22 protein-coding genes are annotated in these 14,091 nt (G+C 59.9%); 2 read left to right on the top strand and 20 right to left on the bottom strand.

What is annotated here, in order from left to right; translation table 11 throughout:
• Positions 1 to 342: 342 nt before the first annotated feature.
• The 14 genes from J2Z75_RS01745 to J2Z75_RS01680 all read right to left on the bottom strand — a co-directional run bounded on the left by J2Z75_RS01745 (position 343) and on the right by J2Z75_RS01680 (position 10,971).
• Positions 343 to 699 (bottom strand): phage tail assembly chaperone, encoded by a 357-nt coding sequence (locus J2Z75_RS01745; RefSeq protein ID WP_209846809.1) that lies wholly within the window; start codon positions 697 to 699, stop codon positions 343 to 345.
• Positions 700 to 2,754 carry a hypothetical protein gene (locus J2Z75_RS01740; protein ID WP_209846806.1) on the bottom strand — a complete coding sequence of 685 codons (2,055 nt, stop codon included), beginning with the start codon at positions 2,752 to 2,754 and terminating at the stop codon, positions 700 to 702.
• Entirely contained in the window at positions 2,720 to 4,339 is a 1,620-nt protein-coding gene (locus tag J2Z75_RS01735; protein WP_209846804.1) for a terminase large subunit, read from the bottom strand. The genes J2Z75_RS01740 and J2Z75_RS01735 overlap by 35 nt, the downstream gene beginning before the upstream one ends.
• Entirely contained in the window at positions 4,308 to 4,733 is a 426-nt protein-coding gene (locus tag J2Z75_RS01730) for a phage terminase small subunit P27 family (protein ID WP_209846802.1), read from the bottom strand. Before J2Z75_RS01730 ends, J2Z75_RS01735 begins: the two co-directional genes overlap by 32 nt.
• Complete coding sequence (locus J2Z75_RS01725; RefSeq protein ID WP_209846800.1) at positions 4,730 to 5,053, bottom strand: phage head closure protein; 324 nt, start codon at positions 5,051 to 5,053, stop codon at positions 4,730 to 4,732. Before J2Z75_RS01725 ends, J2Z75_RS01730 begins: the two co-directional genes overlap by 4 nt.
• Positions 5,053 to 5,463: a DUF3168 domain-containing protein gene (locus J2Z75_RS01720; RefSeq protein WP_209846798.1), complete on the bottom strand. Its 411-nt coding sequence runs from the start codon at positions 5,461 to 5,463 to the stop codon at positions 5,053 to 5,055. The genes J2Z75_RS01725 and J2Z75_RS01720 overlap by 1 nt, the downstream gene beginning before the upstream one ends.
• Complete coding sequence (locus J2Z75_RS01715; protein ID WP_209846796.1) at positions 5,460 to 5,879, bottom strand: HK97-gp10 family putative phage morphogenesis protein; 420 nt, start codon at positions 5,877 to 5,879, stop codon at positions 5,460 to 5,462. The genes J2Z75_RS01720 and J2Z75_RS01715 overlap by 4 nt, the downstream gene beginning before the upstream one ends.
• Positions 5,876 to 6,193 carry a head-tail connector protein gene (locus tag J2Z75_RS01710; RefSeq protein WP_209846794.1) on the bottom strand — a complete coding sequence of 106 codons (318 nt, stop codon included), beginning with the start codon at positions 6,191 to 6,193 and terminating at the stop codon, positions 5,876 to 5,878. Before J2Z75_RS01710 ends, J2Z75_RS01715 begins: the two co-directional genes overlap by 4 nt.
• Before the next feature lie 121 nt (positions 6,194 to 6,314).
• Entirely contained in the window at positions 6,315 to 6,803 is a 489-nt protein-coding gene (locus J2Z75_RS01705) for a hypothetical protein (RefSeq protein ID WP_209846791.1), read from the bottom strand.
• Between the two features lie 349 nt (positions 6,804 to 7,152).
• Positions 7,153 to 7,542, bottom strand: a complete 390-nt coding sequence (locus J2Z75_RS01700) for a hypothetical protein (RefSeq protein WP_209846789.1) — start codon at positions 7,540 to 7,542, stop codon at positions 7,153 to 7,155.
• An 11-nt stretch (positions 7,543 to 7,553) separates the two neighbouring features.
• Positions 7,554 to 8,777, bottom strand: a complete 1,224-nt coding sequence (locus J2Z75_RS01695; RefSeq protein ID WP_209846787.1) for a phage major capsid protein — start codon at positions 8,775 to 8,777, stop codon at positions 7,554 to 7,556.
• 2 nt (positions 8,778 to 8,779) lie between these two features.
• Positions 8,780 to 9,280: an HK97 family phage prohead protease gene (locus J2Z75_RS01690; RefSeq protein WP_209846784.1), complete on the bottom strand. Its 501-nt coding sequence runs from the start codon at positions 9,278 to 9,280 to the stop codon at positions 8,780 to 8,782.
• A gap of 85 nt (positions 9,281 to 9,365) precedes the next feature.
• Positions 9,366 to 9,755: a hypothetical protein gene (locus J2Z75_RS01685; protein WP_234937083.1), complete on the bottom strand. Its 390-nt coding sequence runs from the start codon at positions 9,753 to 9,755 to the stop codon at positions 9,366 to 9,368.
• The gene (locus tag J2Z75_RS01680) at positions 9,742 to 10,971 is read right to left on the bottom strand and encodes a phage portal protein (RefSeq protein WP_209846780.1); all 1,230 of its coding nucleotides are present in this window, start codon (positions 10,969 to 10,971) and stop codon (positions 9,742 to 9,744) included. Before J2Z75_RS01680 ends, J2Z75_RS01685 begins: the two co-directional genes overlap by 14 nt.
• A gap of 77 nt (positions 10,972 to 11,048) precedes the next feature.
• On the opposite strand from J2Z75_RS01680, the gene J2Z75_RS01675 reads away from it, so the two are divergent.
• Complete coding sequence (locus tag J2Z75_RS01675) at positions 11,049 to 11,513, top strand: hypothetical protein (RefSeq protein WP_209846777.1); 465 nt, start codon at positions 11,049 to 11,051, stop codon at positions 11,511 to 11,513.
• A gap of 182 nt (positions 11,514 to 11,695) precedes the next feature.
• Entirely contained in the window at positions 11,696 to 11,962 is a 267-nt protein-coding gene (locus J2Z75_RS01670) for a hypothetical protein (RefSeq protein WP_209846774.1), read from the top strand.
• A gap of 2 nt (positions 11,963 to 11,964) precedes the next feature.
• Here the strand turns inward: J2Z75_RS01670 and J2Z75_RS01665 are convergent, their stop codons facing one another.
• Genes J2Z75_RS01665 through J2Z75_RS29640 form a run of 6 tightly spaced genes read right to left on the bottom strand, consistent with a single transcriptional unit; the run spans position 11,965 to position 13,963 of the window.
• Positions 11,965 to 12,192 carry a hypothetical protein gene (locus J2Z75_RS01665; RefSeq protein ID WP_209846771.1) on the bottom strand — a complete coding sequence of 76 codons (228 nt, stop codon included), beginning with the start codon at positions 12,190 to 12,192 and terminating at the stop codon, positions 11,965 to 11,967.
• Complete coding sequence (locus J2Z75_RS01660) at positions 12,189 to 12,431, bottom strand: hypothetical protein (RefSeq protein WP_209846769.1); 243 nt, start codon at positions 12,429 to 12,431, stop codon at positions 12,189 to 12,191. The genes J2Z75_RS01665 and J2Z75_RS01660 overlap by 4 nt, the downstream gene beginning before the upstream one ends.
• On the bottom strand, positions 12,428 to 12,595 hold the full coding sequence (locus J2Z75_RS01655; protein WP_209846766.1) for a hypothetical protein: 168 nt from the start codon (positions 12,593 to 12,595) through the stop codon (positions 12,428 to 12,430). The genes J2Z75_RS01660 and J2Z75_RS01655 overlap by 4 nt, the downstream gene beginning before the upstream one ends.
• Entirely contained in the window at positions 12,592 to 13,341 is a 750-nt protein-coding gene (locus J2Z75_RS29645) for a helix-turn-helix domain-containing protein (RefSeq protein ID WP_407692726.1), read from the bottom strand. Before J2Z75_RS29645 ends, J2Z75_RS01655 begins: the two co-directional genes overlap by 4 nt.
• Positions 13,338 to 13,565 carry a hypothetical protein gene (locus tag J2Z75_RS01650; protein ID WP_209846764.1) on the bottom strand — a complete coding sequence of 76 codons (228 nt, stop codon included), beginning with the start codon at positions 13,563 to 13,565 and terminating at the stop codon, positions 13,338 to 13,340. Before J2Z75_RS01650 ends, J2Z75_RS29645 begins: the two co-directional genes overlap by 4 nt.
• Entirely contained in the window at positions 13,562 to 13,963 is a 402-nt protein-coding gene (locus tag J2Z75_RS29640; protein ID WP_407692725.1) for a helix-turn-helix transcriptional regulator, read from the bottom strand. The genes J2Z75_RS01650 and J2Z75_RS29640 overlap by 4 nt, the downstream gene beginning before the upstream one ends.
• Positions 13,964 to 14,091 lie beyond the last annotated feature (128 nt).

Below are 14,091 nucleotides of genomic sequence, written 5' to 3'. Positions count from 1 at the left end.
AGCCTCGCTGAGAGCGGCGAAGCAGATCCGGCAGAAAGCCTCACACTCTGTATAGTCTGGCTGCCCTGCGCCCCAGCTCGGCCTCACCGCACCGTTCTGCTTTAGGCCAACATCGATAAGTGCAGATGCCTCCGTGTCAGCTGCCGGCCAGCCATGGCCCTCCAGGCAGAGTGCAGCGCGGAGTATATATCGACAATCGCTCTCATGCTCGAAGGGCGATAGGCGCCAGTCATCCAGCGCGTCGATGATCTGGCCCAAGATAGCATCGCGTTCCTTGCCCTTGAAAATCGGCCTATGCTTGAATTTCCGACTGTACTGGTCGAGGTAGGGCATGGGTCATCCTCACGCGAAAAGAGCGTCGAGCAGATCGGGGGTTATGGCTTGGCCGGTGTGTCTTTGCTGCGGTTTCCCGCCGGCTTGCACGCGGGCGTGGGCCTGCCTGAAATGCTCGAGGTAGGCTTCGTCCATGGCCGTCAGGACCTCGATATGACGCTGCTCGAGCGGCCAGCGCCGGACACGGCAATAGGCCTCGATTTCGCAATAGGAAATCGCGTTTGGACCGGCCGCGTGCCAGGTGCGGGTGCGATTGAGATCGATGAACCACTTCCAGCAGAGATCACCGCCGGCGGGCAGCCGCGGAACTCCGCCCGCTCGGAGATTGGCGCGTAGCGCTTCAACGAGATGCCGCTGAATCCGCATCTATCGCTTCCTCGGATTCTGGTTCACCTGCTTGATGCGGTCGGGGATGGTCTTGTTGTATTCCTTGATTCCGGATGTCGTTGCCGAGCGCGCCTCCTTCTGGGAAACGTCGGTGACGTAGGCGATCAGCGCGCCGTCATCGGCCACACTCACCTCCACCCCCACTTGGACGGACGTCGAGCCTTCGCTGCCGGCGCCGCGCAGGTCCACGGGGATCCGGCGGCCATCCGGCAACGGTACGGCCGCCTCGGGCCCAGCCTCGCCAAAAATCGCCGGCCTATCTGAAACGCCGCCACCGGCAAACGTCGACACGCCAACCGACCGCATGCCCGCCCATGGGTCGGAGGCGCGGCCACCGAAGAGACTGCCGAGACCGCCACCGAAAAGGCCTGCCAACGGACCTTCGCCCAGCAACAACGCCTGCGCGGCGGCCTCGGCAAGTTTGTTTATGAATGAGTCGAGCGCCGCGTTTCCGGTTTCGATCTGGGGAATCAACGATTTGAAGCTGTCGTAGGCGGCATCCTTGAAAAACTCCGACGCCTCGGTCGCCCGCTTCTGGGCTTCCTCCTCCTGGTGGAGCGCTTCGTTGAGGGCGATGATCTGCGCGCGCTGTTCTTCCGTAGCCGCGGCGCCTGCCTGGCGGCTGATAACCGCTGCCCGGCGCTGCTCTTCGGTCATGGACAGAAGCGACCGTTCGAATTCCAGATCGGCGATCAGTTCCTTGACGGCCTCAGCTTCTCTGATCGCTGCCTCGGCTTCCGAGTTGCGGGAGGCCTTGCCGCCGGTCGACGGGGATGGGCCGCTGTCATCATCGGTGGATGCCGGTCTGACCAGCGGCTCGCTCGGCTTGCGAGAGCCGAGAATGTCGAGAATCGACTTCTCTTGCTGGCCTAGCTCATCGATCTGCTGTTTTCGGGCGGCGATCTCCCCGTCGAGCGTCTTGTTCTCGAATCCACCAAAAAGGGCGCCCGCGTTTTCGCGCTGCTTGTCCTGAAGCTCGAGGATCTGGTTTTCCAGTTCCAGGCGCTGGCCACCGATGGTCGACAGTTGCGTGTTCAGGCCGGTGGTGCTCTGGTTTTCGAGATCGCGCATCCGGTCAACGATGCGGGATATGGCGGCGGCCACATCGCCAGCCAGGCGCGCTGCGTCGACCATGAGCGGTGCGAGATCGACGAGGGCCTTTGAAAACTCCGCGTTTATAACCTTCGTCGCCGTGTCCAGCTGGTCGCCGAGTTCTTCCGTGCGCGCGATCACGTCACGGTCGATGATAAGGCCAAGGTCGCGGGCGGATTTAGCCGTCGCGTCGATCGCTGCGGAGCCGCCGCTGAAGACCTCAACAAGCCGGGTGCCGGCGTCACCGAAGAGCGTTGCCGAAAGCGCAGCTTTCTCGCTCGCTGATCCGGCGGCGTCGATGGCGTCCGCAGCGAGGCGAACGCGCTCCTCCTGTGTCGTGGCGGCGAGGATGTTTTTCAGGAGCTCTGGATTCAGCGCCTGCAGCGCCTTCACCATTTTGCCTTTTCCTTCGGCAGCCAGACCAGCGTTTTTGCTGAAGGTCTCAAGCGCGCCGGAAAGCTGATCGACTGCTACACCCCCAAGCTCCGACTGGTGGGCGAGTACCTGGAAAAACTCGGCATCAAGACCGGTCGCTTTTGCGGAGTCGCTGATGGCCGAGAATTCGTCCATCGCACGTTTGGTTTTATCCAGAGCGGCCGCCACCGAGAGGATGGGAGCGATCACCGCAAACGCCGCGCCGCTCAGCGTGGCGAACGCACCGATGCCGAACGCCTTCCCAAAGGCACCGACCCTCGTGGAGACCGTTGCAAAGGCTTGGTTGATGCGCGTCGAAGATCGGATGGCATCCTGTTCCATCATCCGCGTTGCACGTGAGGAACCGGCCACAAGCTGTTGATACGTCCGCGTTCCTGTGCGCTCCGCCTTCTGGAAATTCTTCTCGAAATCCCGGATCCGGGCTTCGAGTGATACGACCAAGCGCTCTTCGTCCGTTGCCATGTTCAATCCTCTATGCCATCGCCCAATTTTCGAAATCGTCGCCAAGGGTGTCGTAGATCGATTGCCCGGTATCGCCCGCCGCCGCGCACTGCACGGCCATCGCACAGGCAACGGCGCCGTCGATGGAGAGCCAGCGTTTCGATTTGGTGAGACGGACAATGTGCCCGTGGCTGTTCGTCTGCGCCTCGGCGTTGGCGAAGGTCCACCGCAGGACAGGATGGCCGCCGTGGATGAACCTGCCGGCGATGACGGCCCGCTCCAGCTCGGCAAGCGCCGGCATCATGGTCAAGGCGCCCTGGCGCATCTCGATCGCAGGCAACCCCTCGTCGGCAAGGTTGCTCATGGTCGCGCGGGCAAGCGCGGGGTCGAAGGCAATTTGCTGGACGTTGAAGCGGGCACACAGTTCGCGAATGACGTTCTCGACTTCTCGGACATCGATCGTGTTGCCCTCGGTCGCGGTGACGAGCTCCTCTTCGACCCACCGCAGATAAGGCGCGCCGGAGATGTCCTGCCGTTCCAGAATGTTTGCCTTGGGAATGAAAAACCATGGCTGGACGAGAAAACCATCGTTGCCGTCCGGCCATGCCGCGACAATCACGGACAAGTCGATGCTGCTGGAAAGGTCGACGCCCAGCCAGCAAGGCGTCTGGTCCGCCTCCAGTTGATCGAGATCGACCGGGCCGGCGCCCTGGTCATAGGCATCCATCGACACGAAAGGATTTTCCGCACTATCCAGCCAAGTGTTCAAATTCAGCTGCCGAAATGCCTCTCGATCGTTGGGGCGCCGCTCTGCTTCCCGGGCAAGTTGGCGAAGGCCTTCGATGTCCGGATAAGCTGGAGTGCAGGACAGGCCTGGATTCGCCAGCCTCCAAACGCTCTCGTCCCGCCAATTGGCATCGGGCGACGTTTCGAACAGGATCGGCAGGAAGGTCTCGTCGACGATATCGCCACGCGCAACACGACGGGCATCGGCGATGATGTCGTGGGCGAGATTGTCTTGGCCACGCCCGGCGGTGGTGGCAACAACCAACAAGCTGCCGGGCACCTTGACGAGGCCAGACTTAACCACGTCCCAAAGGTCGCGTTTCTTCCATGCGTGCAGTTCGTCCGCCAAGGCAAAGCAAGGCGTGCGGCCGTGCTGCGTGCCGGCGTCGCAGGACATGGCCTCATAGAAGCTGCCGTATTTCGTCGAGACCAGCCGATTCTTATAGTCTTGAATCGAGGTGACGGCATTGATCTTCGGATGCGCCCGCACGAGTCCAACGGCCTCCGTGAAGCCAAGACGCGCCTGCTTGCGATCGGATGCTGCAGACAGCACCTCACCACCGGGAACACGTTCCGGGCCAACGGTATGAAGCAATGCCAGCGCCGCCGACAGTGCGGTCTTGCGGTTGCCGCGGGGCAGTAGCAGCACCACCGTCTTGACGATGCGGGTGCCGTCTGGATGACGCGGACCGTAGATGCGACGGATAATCCGCTCCTGCCAACGGTCCAGCTGGAACGGATTGCCCGGGGCGGGGTTCTTCGGATGCCGCAGCGCCCGGAGGAACTTCACGGCGCGTTCGCCGTATCCCATCGGGTCGGCAATCGGGGAGTCGTCATAGACCCAGGTCGGCAGCGTCGTCGTCATTGCTTCCTCCCTTGGGTGAGAAACCCTGTTTCGCCCGCGCGGCTGGCGTCAGGCCAAGTTCTGCGCCCAGGCGGGCAACGGCCTCGAAGGCTGACTTCAATGTCCCGCACGCTGGATTGGGTTTCGGCATTCCATGGGCTGTTTTCACGAGGAGACCAATCGCGGCGATTTCCTTCTGCGCCTCTCTCACCATCCACAAAGCGGAGACGTAGGTCTCGACGAGCCCAACCATCGATGCCGTCAGAATCCGGCGCTCCACCAACTCTGCGGCAATGACGTTCCACTCTGCGACCATGTCCGGCTTGAAGTGCGCCGGTGCCTTTGGCACACCGCTCAATCCTCCGTCGATCGCCTGCAGCGTGGCCTTCGCGCCGCGTGTGCCCTTGCTGCTCATTCGTTCACCGCCTTGACGCAGCGCAGGTCCATGCCCTTCCGGCGGCCGATCTCTTTCGTTTCCCGGATATTGAAATAACCACCGTCGTAGTGGATGCGACCAGCGTTGGTAACACCATCGATCCAGCGGGTGCGAAAGATGATCACCGTGTCATCCGTCGCGCCCTGTGCCTCCAAGAGCTCCTGAGTGGACGCCTGGATAATCTGTGCGCGTAGGGTCGCAAGCGGCGTGAAACCCGGCGTAGGTGTACCGAAATCATTCACCGCACCCGCGTCGAAGGTGTCGATGCGAATGGTCCTGTCCATCTTCCCGGCCCGCATTAGATTTCCTCCACAATTGCTTCGACCGTCACGACTGCATGGCTTGTTTCGCCATCGGGATCGCGCAGGAACCGGGTGTTGGCGATGCGGCAATCGGCAAAATGAAACCCGTCAACTCCAGCAAATCGGCCAATGCGGACGGCGTTGCGGATGGCTCCTGCGATGGATTTTGATCCCTCCGTCGACGGCTCTTTCACCCAGATATGGAGATCAGCGTAGACGCGGGTCAGGCTGCGGCCGATGCTGTCGCCTTCGTCAACACTCTGCCCCTCGCCAATGATGACCGACGGGCGCGGATTTGGGCGTTGGTTGCGGTCGAGGATCGAAGCAGCCGGCACCAGCGCAACGACTTCCTCGGTCAGTACGAGGCGGGTGCGGACCGCCTTCTGTAGGGCAATTTCCGGGCTCATTGTCCACCCTTGCTATTTCGGACTGCCTTGCTGATCGCTCGCTTGATCCGGTTGGTGATCCGTTTTTTCGTCAGACGGACAGCCGGCCAAAAGAAAGGCTGGGCGTGCGCATGGGCGGTCCCGTATTCCTGCAAGTGGGCGTATCGGACCTTAGAATTTCCAGCCGTGACGAGGACTTCGTTCTCTTGCGCAGTACGGCTGCCTCCCGGCTGACTATAGGCTGGCGTTCGCTGTCCCGGTGCCGTGACGGTGATACTGCCCTTGAGATCGCCCTGCGCTTCCGGTGCCAGTTGCTTCATGACCGCGGCGAGTTCATCGCCACTCTTAACCAGAGCGGGCTCTACGGCCTCCCTGACGGCTATCGGAATGGCACGCATCCGCTTCTGGAAACTGGATAGTCCGCCGTCGCTGCTCATCCGCATGTCCATTCACGGTAACCGCTTACGATATCCCAGACGCCGAGCGGCAATTCTTGGGCGCTTACTCCAACGAGCGTTCCTTCTCTATTCTCGTAAAGGTGCCCGGCCAGCAGGGCGACAGCCTCGATCAATGCCGGCGGCACCGGGTCTTGATCGACACCTCCGTAAGTGGCCTCAACCTTGTACCCGAGCATCCTCTCGAGGTGATCTTGCGCAACCGCAATCTTCCGCGTGAGCAAGGCGTCATCCGCGGTGCCGAAATCGTCGGTCAGGTTGAGCTGTGCTTTCAGTTCCTCGAGCGACAAAATCACGGCGATGCACCTTTTTGGTGTTTTAAAAATTTAGTTCCATTTGGGGTCCATCTTGCGCGACGGGACCCCGCCGGTCCTTTCCCATAGCCCCGCAAGTCGTTGACCACCCGGGGGGCCAAGATCAGGTTGCGGAGGCATTGGTACGGATGACGTTGGAGTTGATCGCCAACGATGCGTTGAGCTTCATCAGGTTATCGGCGCCATCCAACTGCTCGCTTGCGCTCATCACCAGCGCGACAAACATGCGGGTGGAGTTCTTTGGGCTCGCGCCGGTTGCCGGTTTATCGTTGAATTCAACCTTGAACGCGAATTCGTGAGGGCTCTTCTCGGCGGCGATCAGCGCCAACTGCCCAGCATCTGTGTATGAGAGGCCAGCAACCAGTTCCATGGTGCCGCCATCCCTTGCGCCCTTCATCCGAACGACACGCGCACGATCGATGAAAGTGCCATCGACGGAGTTCGACGTGTCACCCACGGCACCGATGGTTTCCAGGTTGCCGATCGACGTCCAAACGATATCATCGAAGTCATCCACTGTGAGTTCGCCGGTGCCGCTTTCGAGAGCGGTTCCGATGTAAACCTTGCTGCCTGCTGTTGCGAATACGGGCATCGTTACTTCCTTTCACTCCGCTCTGCTGCGGCATCTCTTGCGTTGCACCTCTGACAGCCTGGGCGCCAATTGGTGCGCACCATTCTCAGATCAGGGCGTGTTCGAATGCTCTGGATGTGCATGACGACAGACGCCTTGCGGCCGCAGTTGCACAATTCATTCTCTGGGCGGGCGAGGAAGGCCTTTGCCTCCCTCGACCATTCCGCGTCATAGCCACGCTGGCGCGCTGTCGGCCGAGTCTTGTCGAAATCAGCCTTCCTCGCTCGCGCCCTGACTGCCTCACAAGGGCATGTCACTCCAGATGGAATGACTTTTCCGCAGAAGCAGAGCCGGGGCGCGCGCGACGGCATCAGGCCACCGGTGCCAGGTGAGGCGTGCCCTTCACGAAGACAGCGCCAACGGCGATCGAGGTGCCGCCGGTTTTCGTGACGACGGCGCGCGTGTAGCGCCGCTTGCCGATGTAGGCTTGGCGATACACCGTACTGGCCTCGAGAGTGGCCGGCAGCGTGCCGATGCGATCGGTGGCAGGGACGTCGACAAAATCACCGTCGGTGGTGGTGTCGGAGTGCTGCATGGTCATGACGTAATCGCCAGCACCGACGATCGCTCCGGTGTTCACGATCAGCAGGGCGGTCGAAAAACCCTTCAGATCGACAATCGAGCCTTTGAGGGTTGCCGCCTGGACTGCCGGGACCAAGGAGGCCACGACAGCGACGTTGCTATAAGAATCCTTGCGCATGTTGGTCTCCCTTATGCAGCCGCGATTTTGATGAATTTGATGGCGTTGAAATCGCCGCAACCGCCGCCGACGCGCTTGTAAACGTCGAAGATCACGCGGCCCTTCACGGTGATTTCGTCGAGGCGGACGCTGATGCCGGCGCGATCGACGACGACATAGCCCTGCCGGAAGTCGCCGAACGCGATCGGATGAGCGCCCGCGCCGTCGGCGATGTCAGGCATGCCTTCGTCGATCTCGACCGGATACCCAAGGAGCGGATGCTCCACGCCTTCGATGAGGTTGCCGGTCGGAGCCCACAGGCGGCGGCCGTTATCGTCCACGATGCTCATGAGACGGGCCGCCGTGGTGGAGTTCATCAACCAACGAGCGTTGGCCTTGTAGGGCTTGCGCAGCTTGGCGACGATAGCGATGCAAGCGGTGACGAGATTTGCGTCGGTCGGCGCCGTAGCGTGACCGGCAGCGACGTACTGGTGTTTGCCCCAGACACGGGTGAAGTCTTTTTCGACTGCCGTACCGTAGTCGAGCAGCCCGCGCGGCTTGCCGTCGACACCATCCCCCTCCAGGAAGGCCTCGCCTTCGGTTTCGCTGAAATCGTGGGTAGCACCGTTGATCAGCCAGCTGGCGATATCCGTGGCGGCATCGTCGAGAAGATGGCGTGTTGCAGCCGGCGCGGCATAGAGTTCGGAAACCGGATACGTCTGCTTGACCAGATCCGGGCGCGCAGTATCCTGCGGGCGCGTATCGCGTTCTGACACCCACTGGGCACCGCGCTTGTTCATGCTGTAGAAGCGTTCGTACTTGTCGGTGCTGATGCTGACGACTTCAGCCAGGCCGCGCATCGGCGACAGGTCCGTCATGAGCGTGCGGATCGACAGATCGATCGTCGGCAGGACGAGATATCCGCCGGCCGTGTCGGTGTCGGAGGACGCCGCCTTGACCTCGATATCGGAGCCCGTGCGGAGGAAGTTAGCAAACGCCTTGCGCTCGATCTCTTCCTGTTCCTTCGAGTCTGCCTTGCCGGCACCCGGGCGGTTTGTCTTTTTCTCGACTTCGGCAAGCCGGTCCATGAGCGCCTTCAGCTCGGCGCCGCCCTCAACGCGCTTCAGGCGCTCGTCGATGCTTTTCTGAAGATCCTCAAGGCTCTTGGTGACGATCGATACCGGATCAGCATCATCGTCGGCCTTGCGGGTGATTGCTACGCTGCCGAGCAGCGCCTGTTTTGTCACGTGTCGCATAATTACCTCGCTGCGAAATGGGCCGCGGCCCGGTTGAGGGCAGCGGCAATATTGAGCGCCGTCACTGCCGATTTTGCTGAAGTCACCGTGGCACCCGGGTGCATTCCGATGGTGACGAGGGAAACTTCGAGGAGTTCGAGAGATTTGATCAGCCGGCCGCCGGGCCGAGATTCGGCTTTACCGGTGATGAAGCCGACGCTGAGACCCTTGATCGCTCCGGACCGGACGAGCGCACGGACTTCGCGAGCTCGGCTCACCTCGTCAACGAGCAGCTTTCCCTTGATGTGCCACGCACCGCCCTTGTCCTCGGCGGTGTCCCATGTGCCGATCGGATCGCCCATGTCGTGAAACGCGAGCATCGGGATGGGGAAAGCAGCTTTGGAGAACGCACCCGGCGCGATCATGTCGCCGACACGGTCCGCCTGGTCGTACTTCCACGCGATGCCCGATATGGCCCCCGCGTCGTCGGTCAGGACCTTGGTCTCGAAAAAAATGCGATCCACTATTTCCGCCTCCAAAAGTTCGCGACCAGAAGGACGGCGACAAGAAAAACACCCAATAGGATTGCAGCGTGTTCGCTCTGGTCGGTCACTTCTGACCTCCGACGAAATTGGCCCGGTTGCCGGCGAAGGCGTCGACCTGCTCGCGAGCCCAGGCGGCCGAAAGCAAACGGACTGCGGTAGCCTGGGATAGGGGCAATGACTGTCCGTCCTCGGTGATTTCCCAACGCAGGATGCAGGACGCCAGAGACGCCACAGAAGCCCGCTCGCGATCTTCGGCACCGACTGTCCCGTCTGCCCGTGCAAGCTCAGAGAGTGAGTCGGCCATCGTCAGCCGGGCACGGCGTTGTGTCAGGGAATCAGGACCGGCCAAGGTCAGCTTTATGCCGGTCGGCGCGCCGGTGACCGGATGCCGCAACTCAAGCTCAGCACCGCGATCCGCGTCCGCAATGAATGCCAGGGCGTCACTCATTTCCATCGTCGACATCCTTGGCGTTTGGTTCAGGTAGCTTTTCAGCCGGCGTGGCTGTCGGCGAGCCGGGCTGGCTGCTGCCTGTATTCGGGTTGGCAAACTCGGATCCTGCCGGATAAGGCGGGAGGTCCAGCCACGATCTGGCTTCGTTCGGATTGATTGTCCTGGAGGAAACGAGGCTGGAAATAGCGGTCGCGCGAGCGGTCAAATCGACATTCGAAAAGTCGTCTCTTTCGAACCGGACAGCGAAACGCGGGCGTTCTTCCTTCGTGAAAAGCGCACGACGGAAGGCCGACTCAAGGGCGCGCAGCCAAGGCTCCAGGCACAGCTGGAGAAACTGGCGCTGCATTTCCGCAGCGTTCATGAATGTACCGCGTGACAGATCCCCAATCATCGTGACGGGGATGTTGAAGGCCCGGGCGATTTCCTGAAGCTGAAATAGGCGCAACTGCTGGAATTGGGCGTCAACCGATGAAAGCTGCATTTGCTTCCACGTCGCGCCGCCGAACAGAATGCCGGTTTTCCCGGCATTGTCGGAGCCCTCCATCGCGGCCTTCCAAGCCAAGATCATCCGCTTGGCGGCCTCTTCGGTCATCTTCTCGCCGGTCTCGATCACACCGCCGGGACGCGCAGACTTGCCAAACAACCGGCCTGCATGCTGTTCCATCGCGATCGCAACGCCGACGGCCTCGCGGCACAACGAGAGCGGCGCTTTGCCAAAGGTGCTCTTGAGGTGGATGACGTTCTGCTGAGGCTCGACAACGCCGCGGATCCGGTAGACTGGTGCTAACGTGTCATCCGGAAAATCGCATTGGATATACCCGGGGCGATATCTGATGATCTCTACAGGCTTGGCCTCAGTGCGGCTCCAATTGACCCAAGCAAGGCCGCCCTGGTCGCGCGTCAAGGCATCGACCATCAGCGCGCGGATCAATTCAAAGCCGCTGGTGAAATCGTTGGATTCGCCGCGCAGGAGTTCGGTGACCGGATGGCCCGGCACTTCTGTCTCGCGGCCGTCGGCGCCGATCTCGACAACCTTGATCGTGAGGCTGGCTGCGGCTTCGCTGATGGTGCGGACCGCTGACGCAACTGCCGGCACACGCAGTGCTGACTCCGCCGATACTGCAACGCCGGTCGCCGTCGGCATGCCGCCGCCGAGCATCTCAAGGATTTGCTCGTCTGTAAGGGCTTTCTTTTCGGTGCGGAACGGCCATAGCTTCATAGATCAGGTTATCGCTGATCCGCAGCGTAATATGATAACGGTTTGATCTGGGAATTCCGGGTTTCACGGGGGGATACATGGGGCCGATATCGTCAATCTTGAAGTGGCGCGATGACCGCCACCGATTGGCCAAGTTGAGATTCGATTTAGAGGACCTCGACATTGCATTCCGCAACAAAGTAAAGGTCGAAAAACTGCGACGCGGTTCGGAAGAATGGGAGAGAGCCTACGCCGATTTCGACAATTATCGCGAGTTGTACGACGCTGATATTGCTCAGCTTGAAACAACGAACCAGATTCGCCGTGCCAGTGCCTGGGGTGTCCCCATTCCGTTTCGCCCGATCTCAGAAGAGCCAGTCTATGATGACAAATACTGGGATTGGCATCGTCCCCACGCAAGCTATTATCTCTCCGATGTTGGAAAGGCCTTCCTCCGCCGTGAAACTTACGCAGAAATGGAAATGCGCTCCAAACCTTGGATCCCATGGATTGCTATTGGTATCAGCGTAATTAGTCTTTTGGTGTCGCTCCTTAAAATGTAAGAATGCAAACAACGTCGTCGTATACCTATACCTGCCACCAATCTGGCTGATCGGCGTGCCGGGCTGTCTCCGTACCCGCATAACGGTTTGAGTGGCCATTTCGTGTTTCTATCTGGCTTCTGAGCCTTGCAAATGACACGCAATGCTGCTGACCTCTCGACGAAAACAAGTAGGAGACAGGTATGACGCTCAGGAAGAAAAACAATCCTTTCAAGACATCGGCCGGCATCGTCTTCGATGTTTACGACGTCGGCGGCGCAGTTTACCGCGTCGAGGTCACTGAGGAAGCAATTGAAGATTTTTGCGATCCCCGTGGTATCAAGCTGGAGGGCGATGACCTCCCTGCGGCATTGCTTGAAGCGATCCTTCTGGCTGCGGATAAACTCGTCCAGCGCGCTCCAGCTGGCATCAAGTCTGTGATGGTCGATAAGAAAGCTCTTAACGGCTGAATTTACTTCCGCAGAAAAGCGATTAGGTCATCTTCAAAAGCGTAATATCGGCCGCCGATCTCCTTGATCGGCGACCCTTCCTGGCGTGCGAGCGTATCGCGAATAAAGTCTGGACCAACGCCGATCCTTTGACCGATCGCCGGCAACGTCCAAATAATCCGGGATCCGGATGGCCGAGACTTACCTTCCAGCATCCTGTCCAGTTGCTCCGGTGAAATCGATTTTGTCATCTTTTGAACCTCGGTTTCTCCGGCGCCCCTCGCACCAGTTCCCGCGTCGGCACGCCGGCAGCCTCCAGCAATTCGATCACTTGTTTTGCATCGCCTGGGAAAAACTGAAGCTCGGATGTTGTCGGCTCCCCGTTCTTCATGACACGGAAGCCAACGGTGTTGCCGCCCTCGATCCAGTTGCAATCTTCGTACTGAATATAGACTGGTGGTAGGTCGAACAGATTTCGGTTCCTGCTCATGCTGCACCTTTTTGCGGAAGAGAGATGACCTGTGCTTCGTCCGTCTTTGTTTCTCCGTAGCGGAGTTGCCCGGTTCGGATGCGCAGCAAGATCACCGGCAGAGCATTGAGAATTTTCGCAGTGGGGCGCTCGTCAGCCCATTGGAGGAGATCAAGCTGTTTCATGCCGCGAGACTCCTGGCTTTCTCAGCAGTGAGCGTCCCTTGAGCGAGAAGGGCCAGTGCCCAGCTAAGTTGACTGCGATCGACGCAGTTCTTTCGCAACCACGCTTGCATGGCTTTCTCGTCATTGATTGGAGGCTCTTGCCCTATACCGACAAAATCCGGTGCCAGCGGTGGCGCACTAACTAAGGGCGGGATTCGACCAACGGGAGAATCGTCCGAAGGACTGCCGAAGGCGCCTCCGCCCGATTGCAGTGGCACGAGCTCGTCAGGGGTTATATTCGAAGGTTCGATGGAGAGGTTATCTTCAGAGGTTAGGTGGCCAGAATTAGTCACTTCGTGCGCCCAATTTTGGTCACTTCGTGCGTCTGATTTCGGTCCCTTCGTGTGACCAGATTTGGTCGCTTCATCATCCTCACGAACTGACTGATTTTGGTCACTTCGCAAATGAGCCGGTAAGGCCAAAAAATACGTCAGGCTCCCGTTGAATTTTGTCTTCTGGCTTTGAATTAGGCCGGCTTTGCGAAGGGCGTCGATGCCGTTGCGTGCACTACGAAGTGGCATCGCGCACGCCTCGGCGATCGCTTCGAGCGATGGAAAGCATCGTCCCGACGAAGCGTTGAGAAATTCATCTGTAAGAGCAAGGCCAACGCGGAGAGCGGAGGCGGGGAGATCGACTTGACGGAGCCCCTTCCGCCACCGCCACGGCGTTTTCGAAAGCGCACGATGTTGTGCTAGGTCGATGCTCATTCCGCACCGTCTTTCCGCAGATAGGTCGGGAGGTCGCTCGCTCGGCAAGCCTGAGCGGCAGCCAGGATTTCCGCCTCCTCAAGTTCAACGGCGATCAGGATGCCGCGCTCAAGCTGTTCAGCCGGAACACCGTGAAAAATTTTGAGGAGGTCGAATACGAGATGCCGTGCTTTCGGAGGGGCATTCAAAATGAACCTGGCGATCTCAGCTGCTTTGTCGCTCATGCAGCGCCTCCGCCGGCACGAAGATCGAAGGCGAGGGCGGTTGCTTCGCAAGCCTGCAGCGCCGTGAGGCCAAACCGTTCTTTCAGCGCAGGGACCACTGGTCGGGGAGGGCTCGGTTCAAGCGCAAGCCACCGTGCGGCCACTTCAACCGAAGCGGTCCCCTCATGGTCCAGGCCAGTGCCGATAGGCACACGCCTCTGTGCGTGCGTCATCGCATTATATGCAGCATCGATCAACGAACGACGCCACCGAACACCACGAAGGCCTACACGTTCGCCAGGGGGTATAAGACCGGCTGCAACTTGACGATAGAACGTGTTTTGGGAGATTTTCTTCCAGGCGCAGATTTCGCTAGCCTTCAGAAGCTCGTCATCATCCGCCACTTTTTTCACTACCATTTCGCTTTCCTATTCTGAAGGCTCGTTGCCTTCGGTAAGGAAGCACCATGGCGGTGACGCTTCGGAGCATATCCATCCCTCCGCCACGGGGGGTGTCTTTGCTCCTATCAGCGCCACAATTGGCGTTG

The sequence above is a fragment of the Rhizobium herbae genome (assembly GCF_017873135.1).
GTDB classification, from domain to species: Bacteria; Pseudomonadota; Alphaproteobacteria; order Rhizobiales; family Rhizobiaceae; genus Pararhizobium; species Pararhizobium herbae.
Note: the sequence above shows the minus strand (reverse complement) of the source record. Positions and strands in the feature narration are given on the sequence as shown.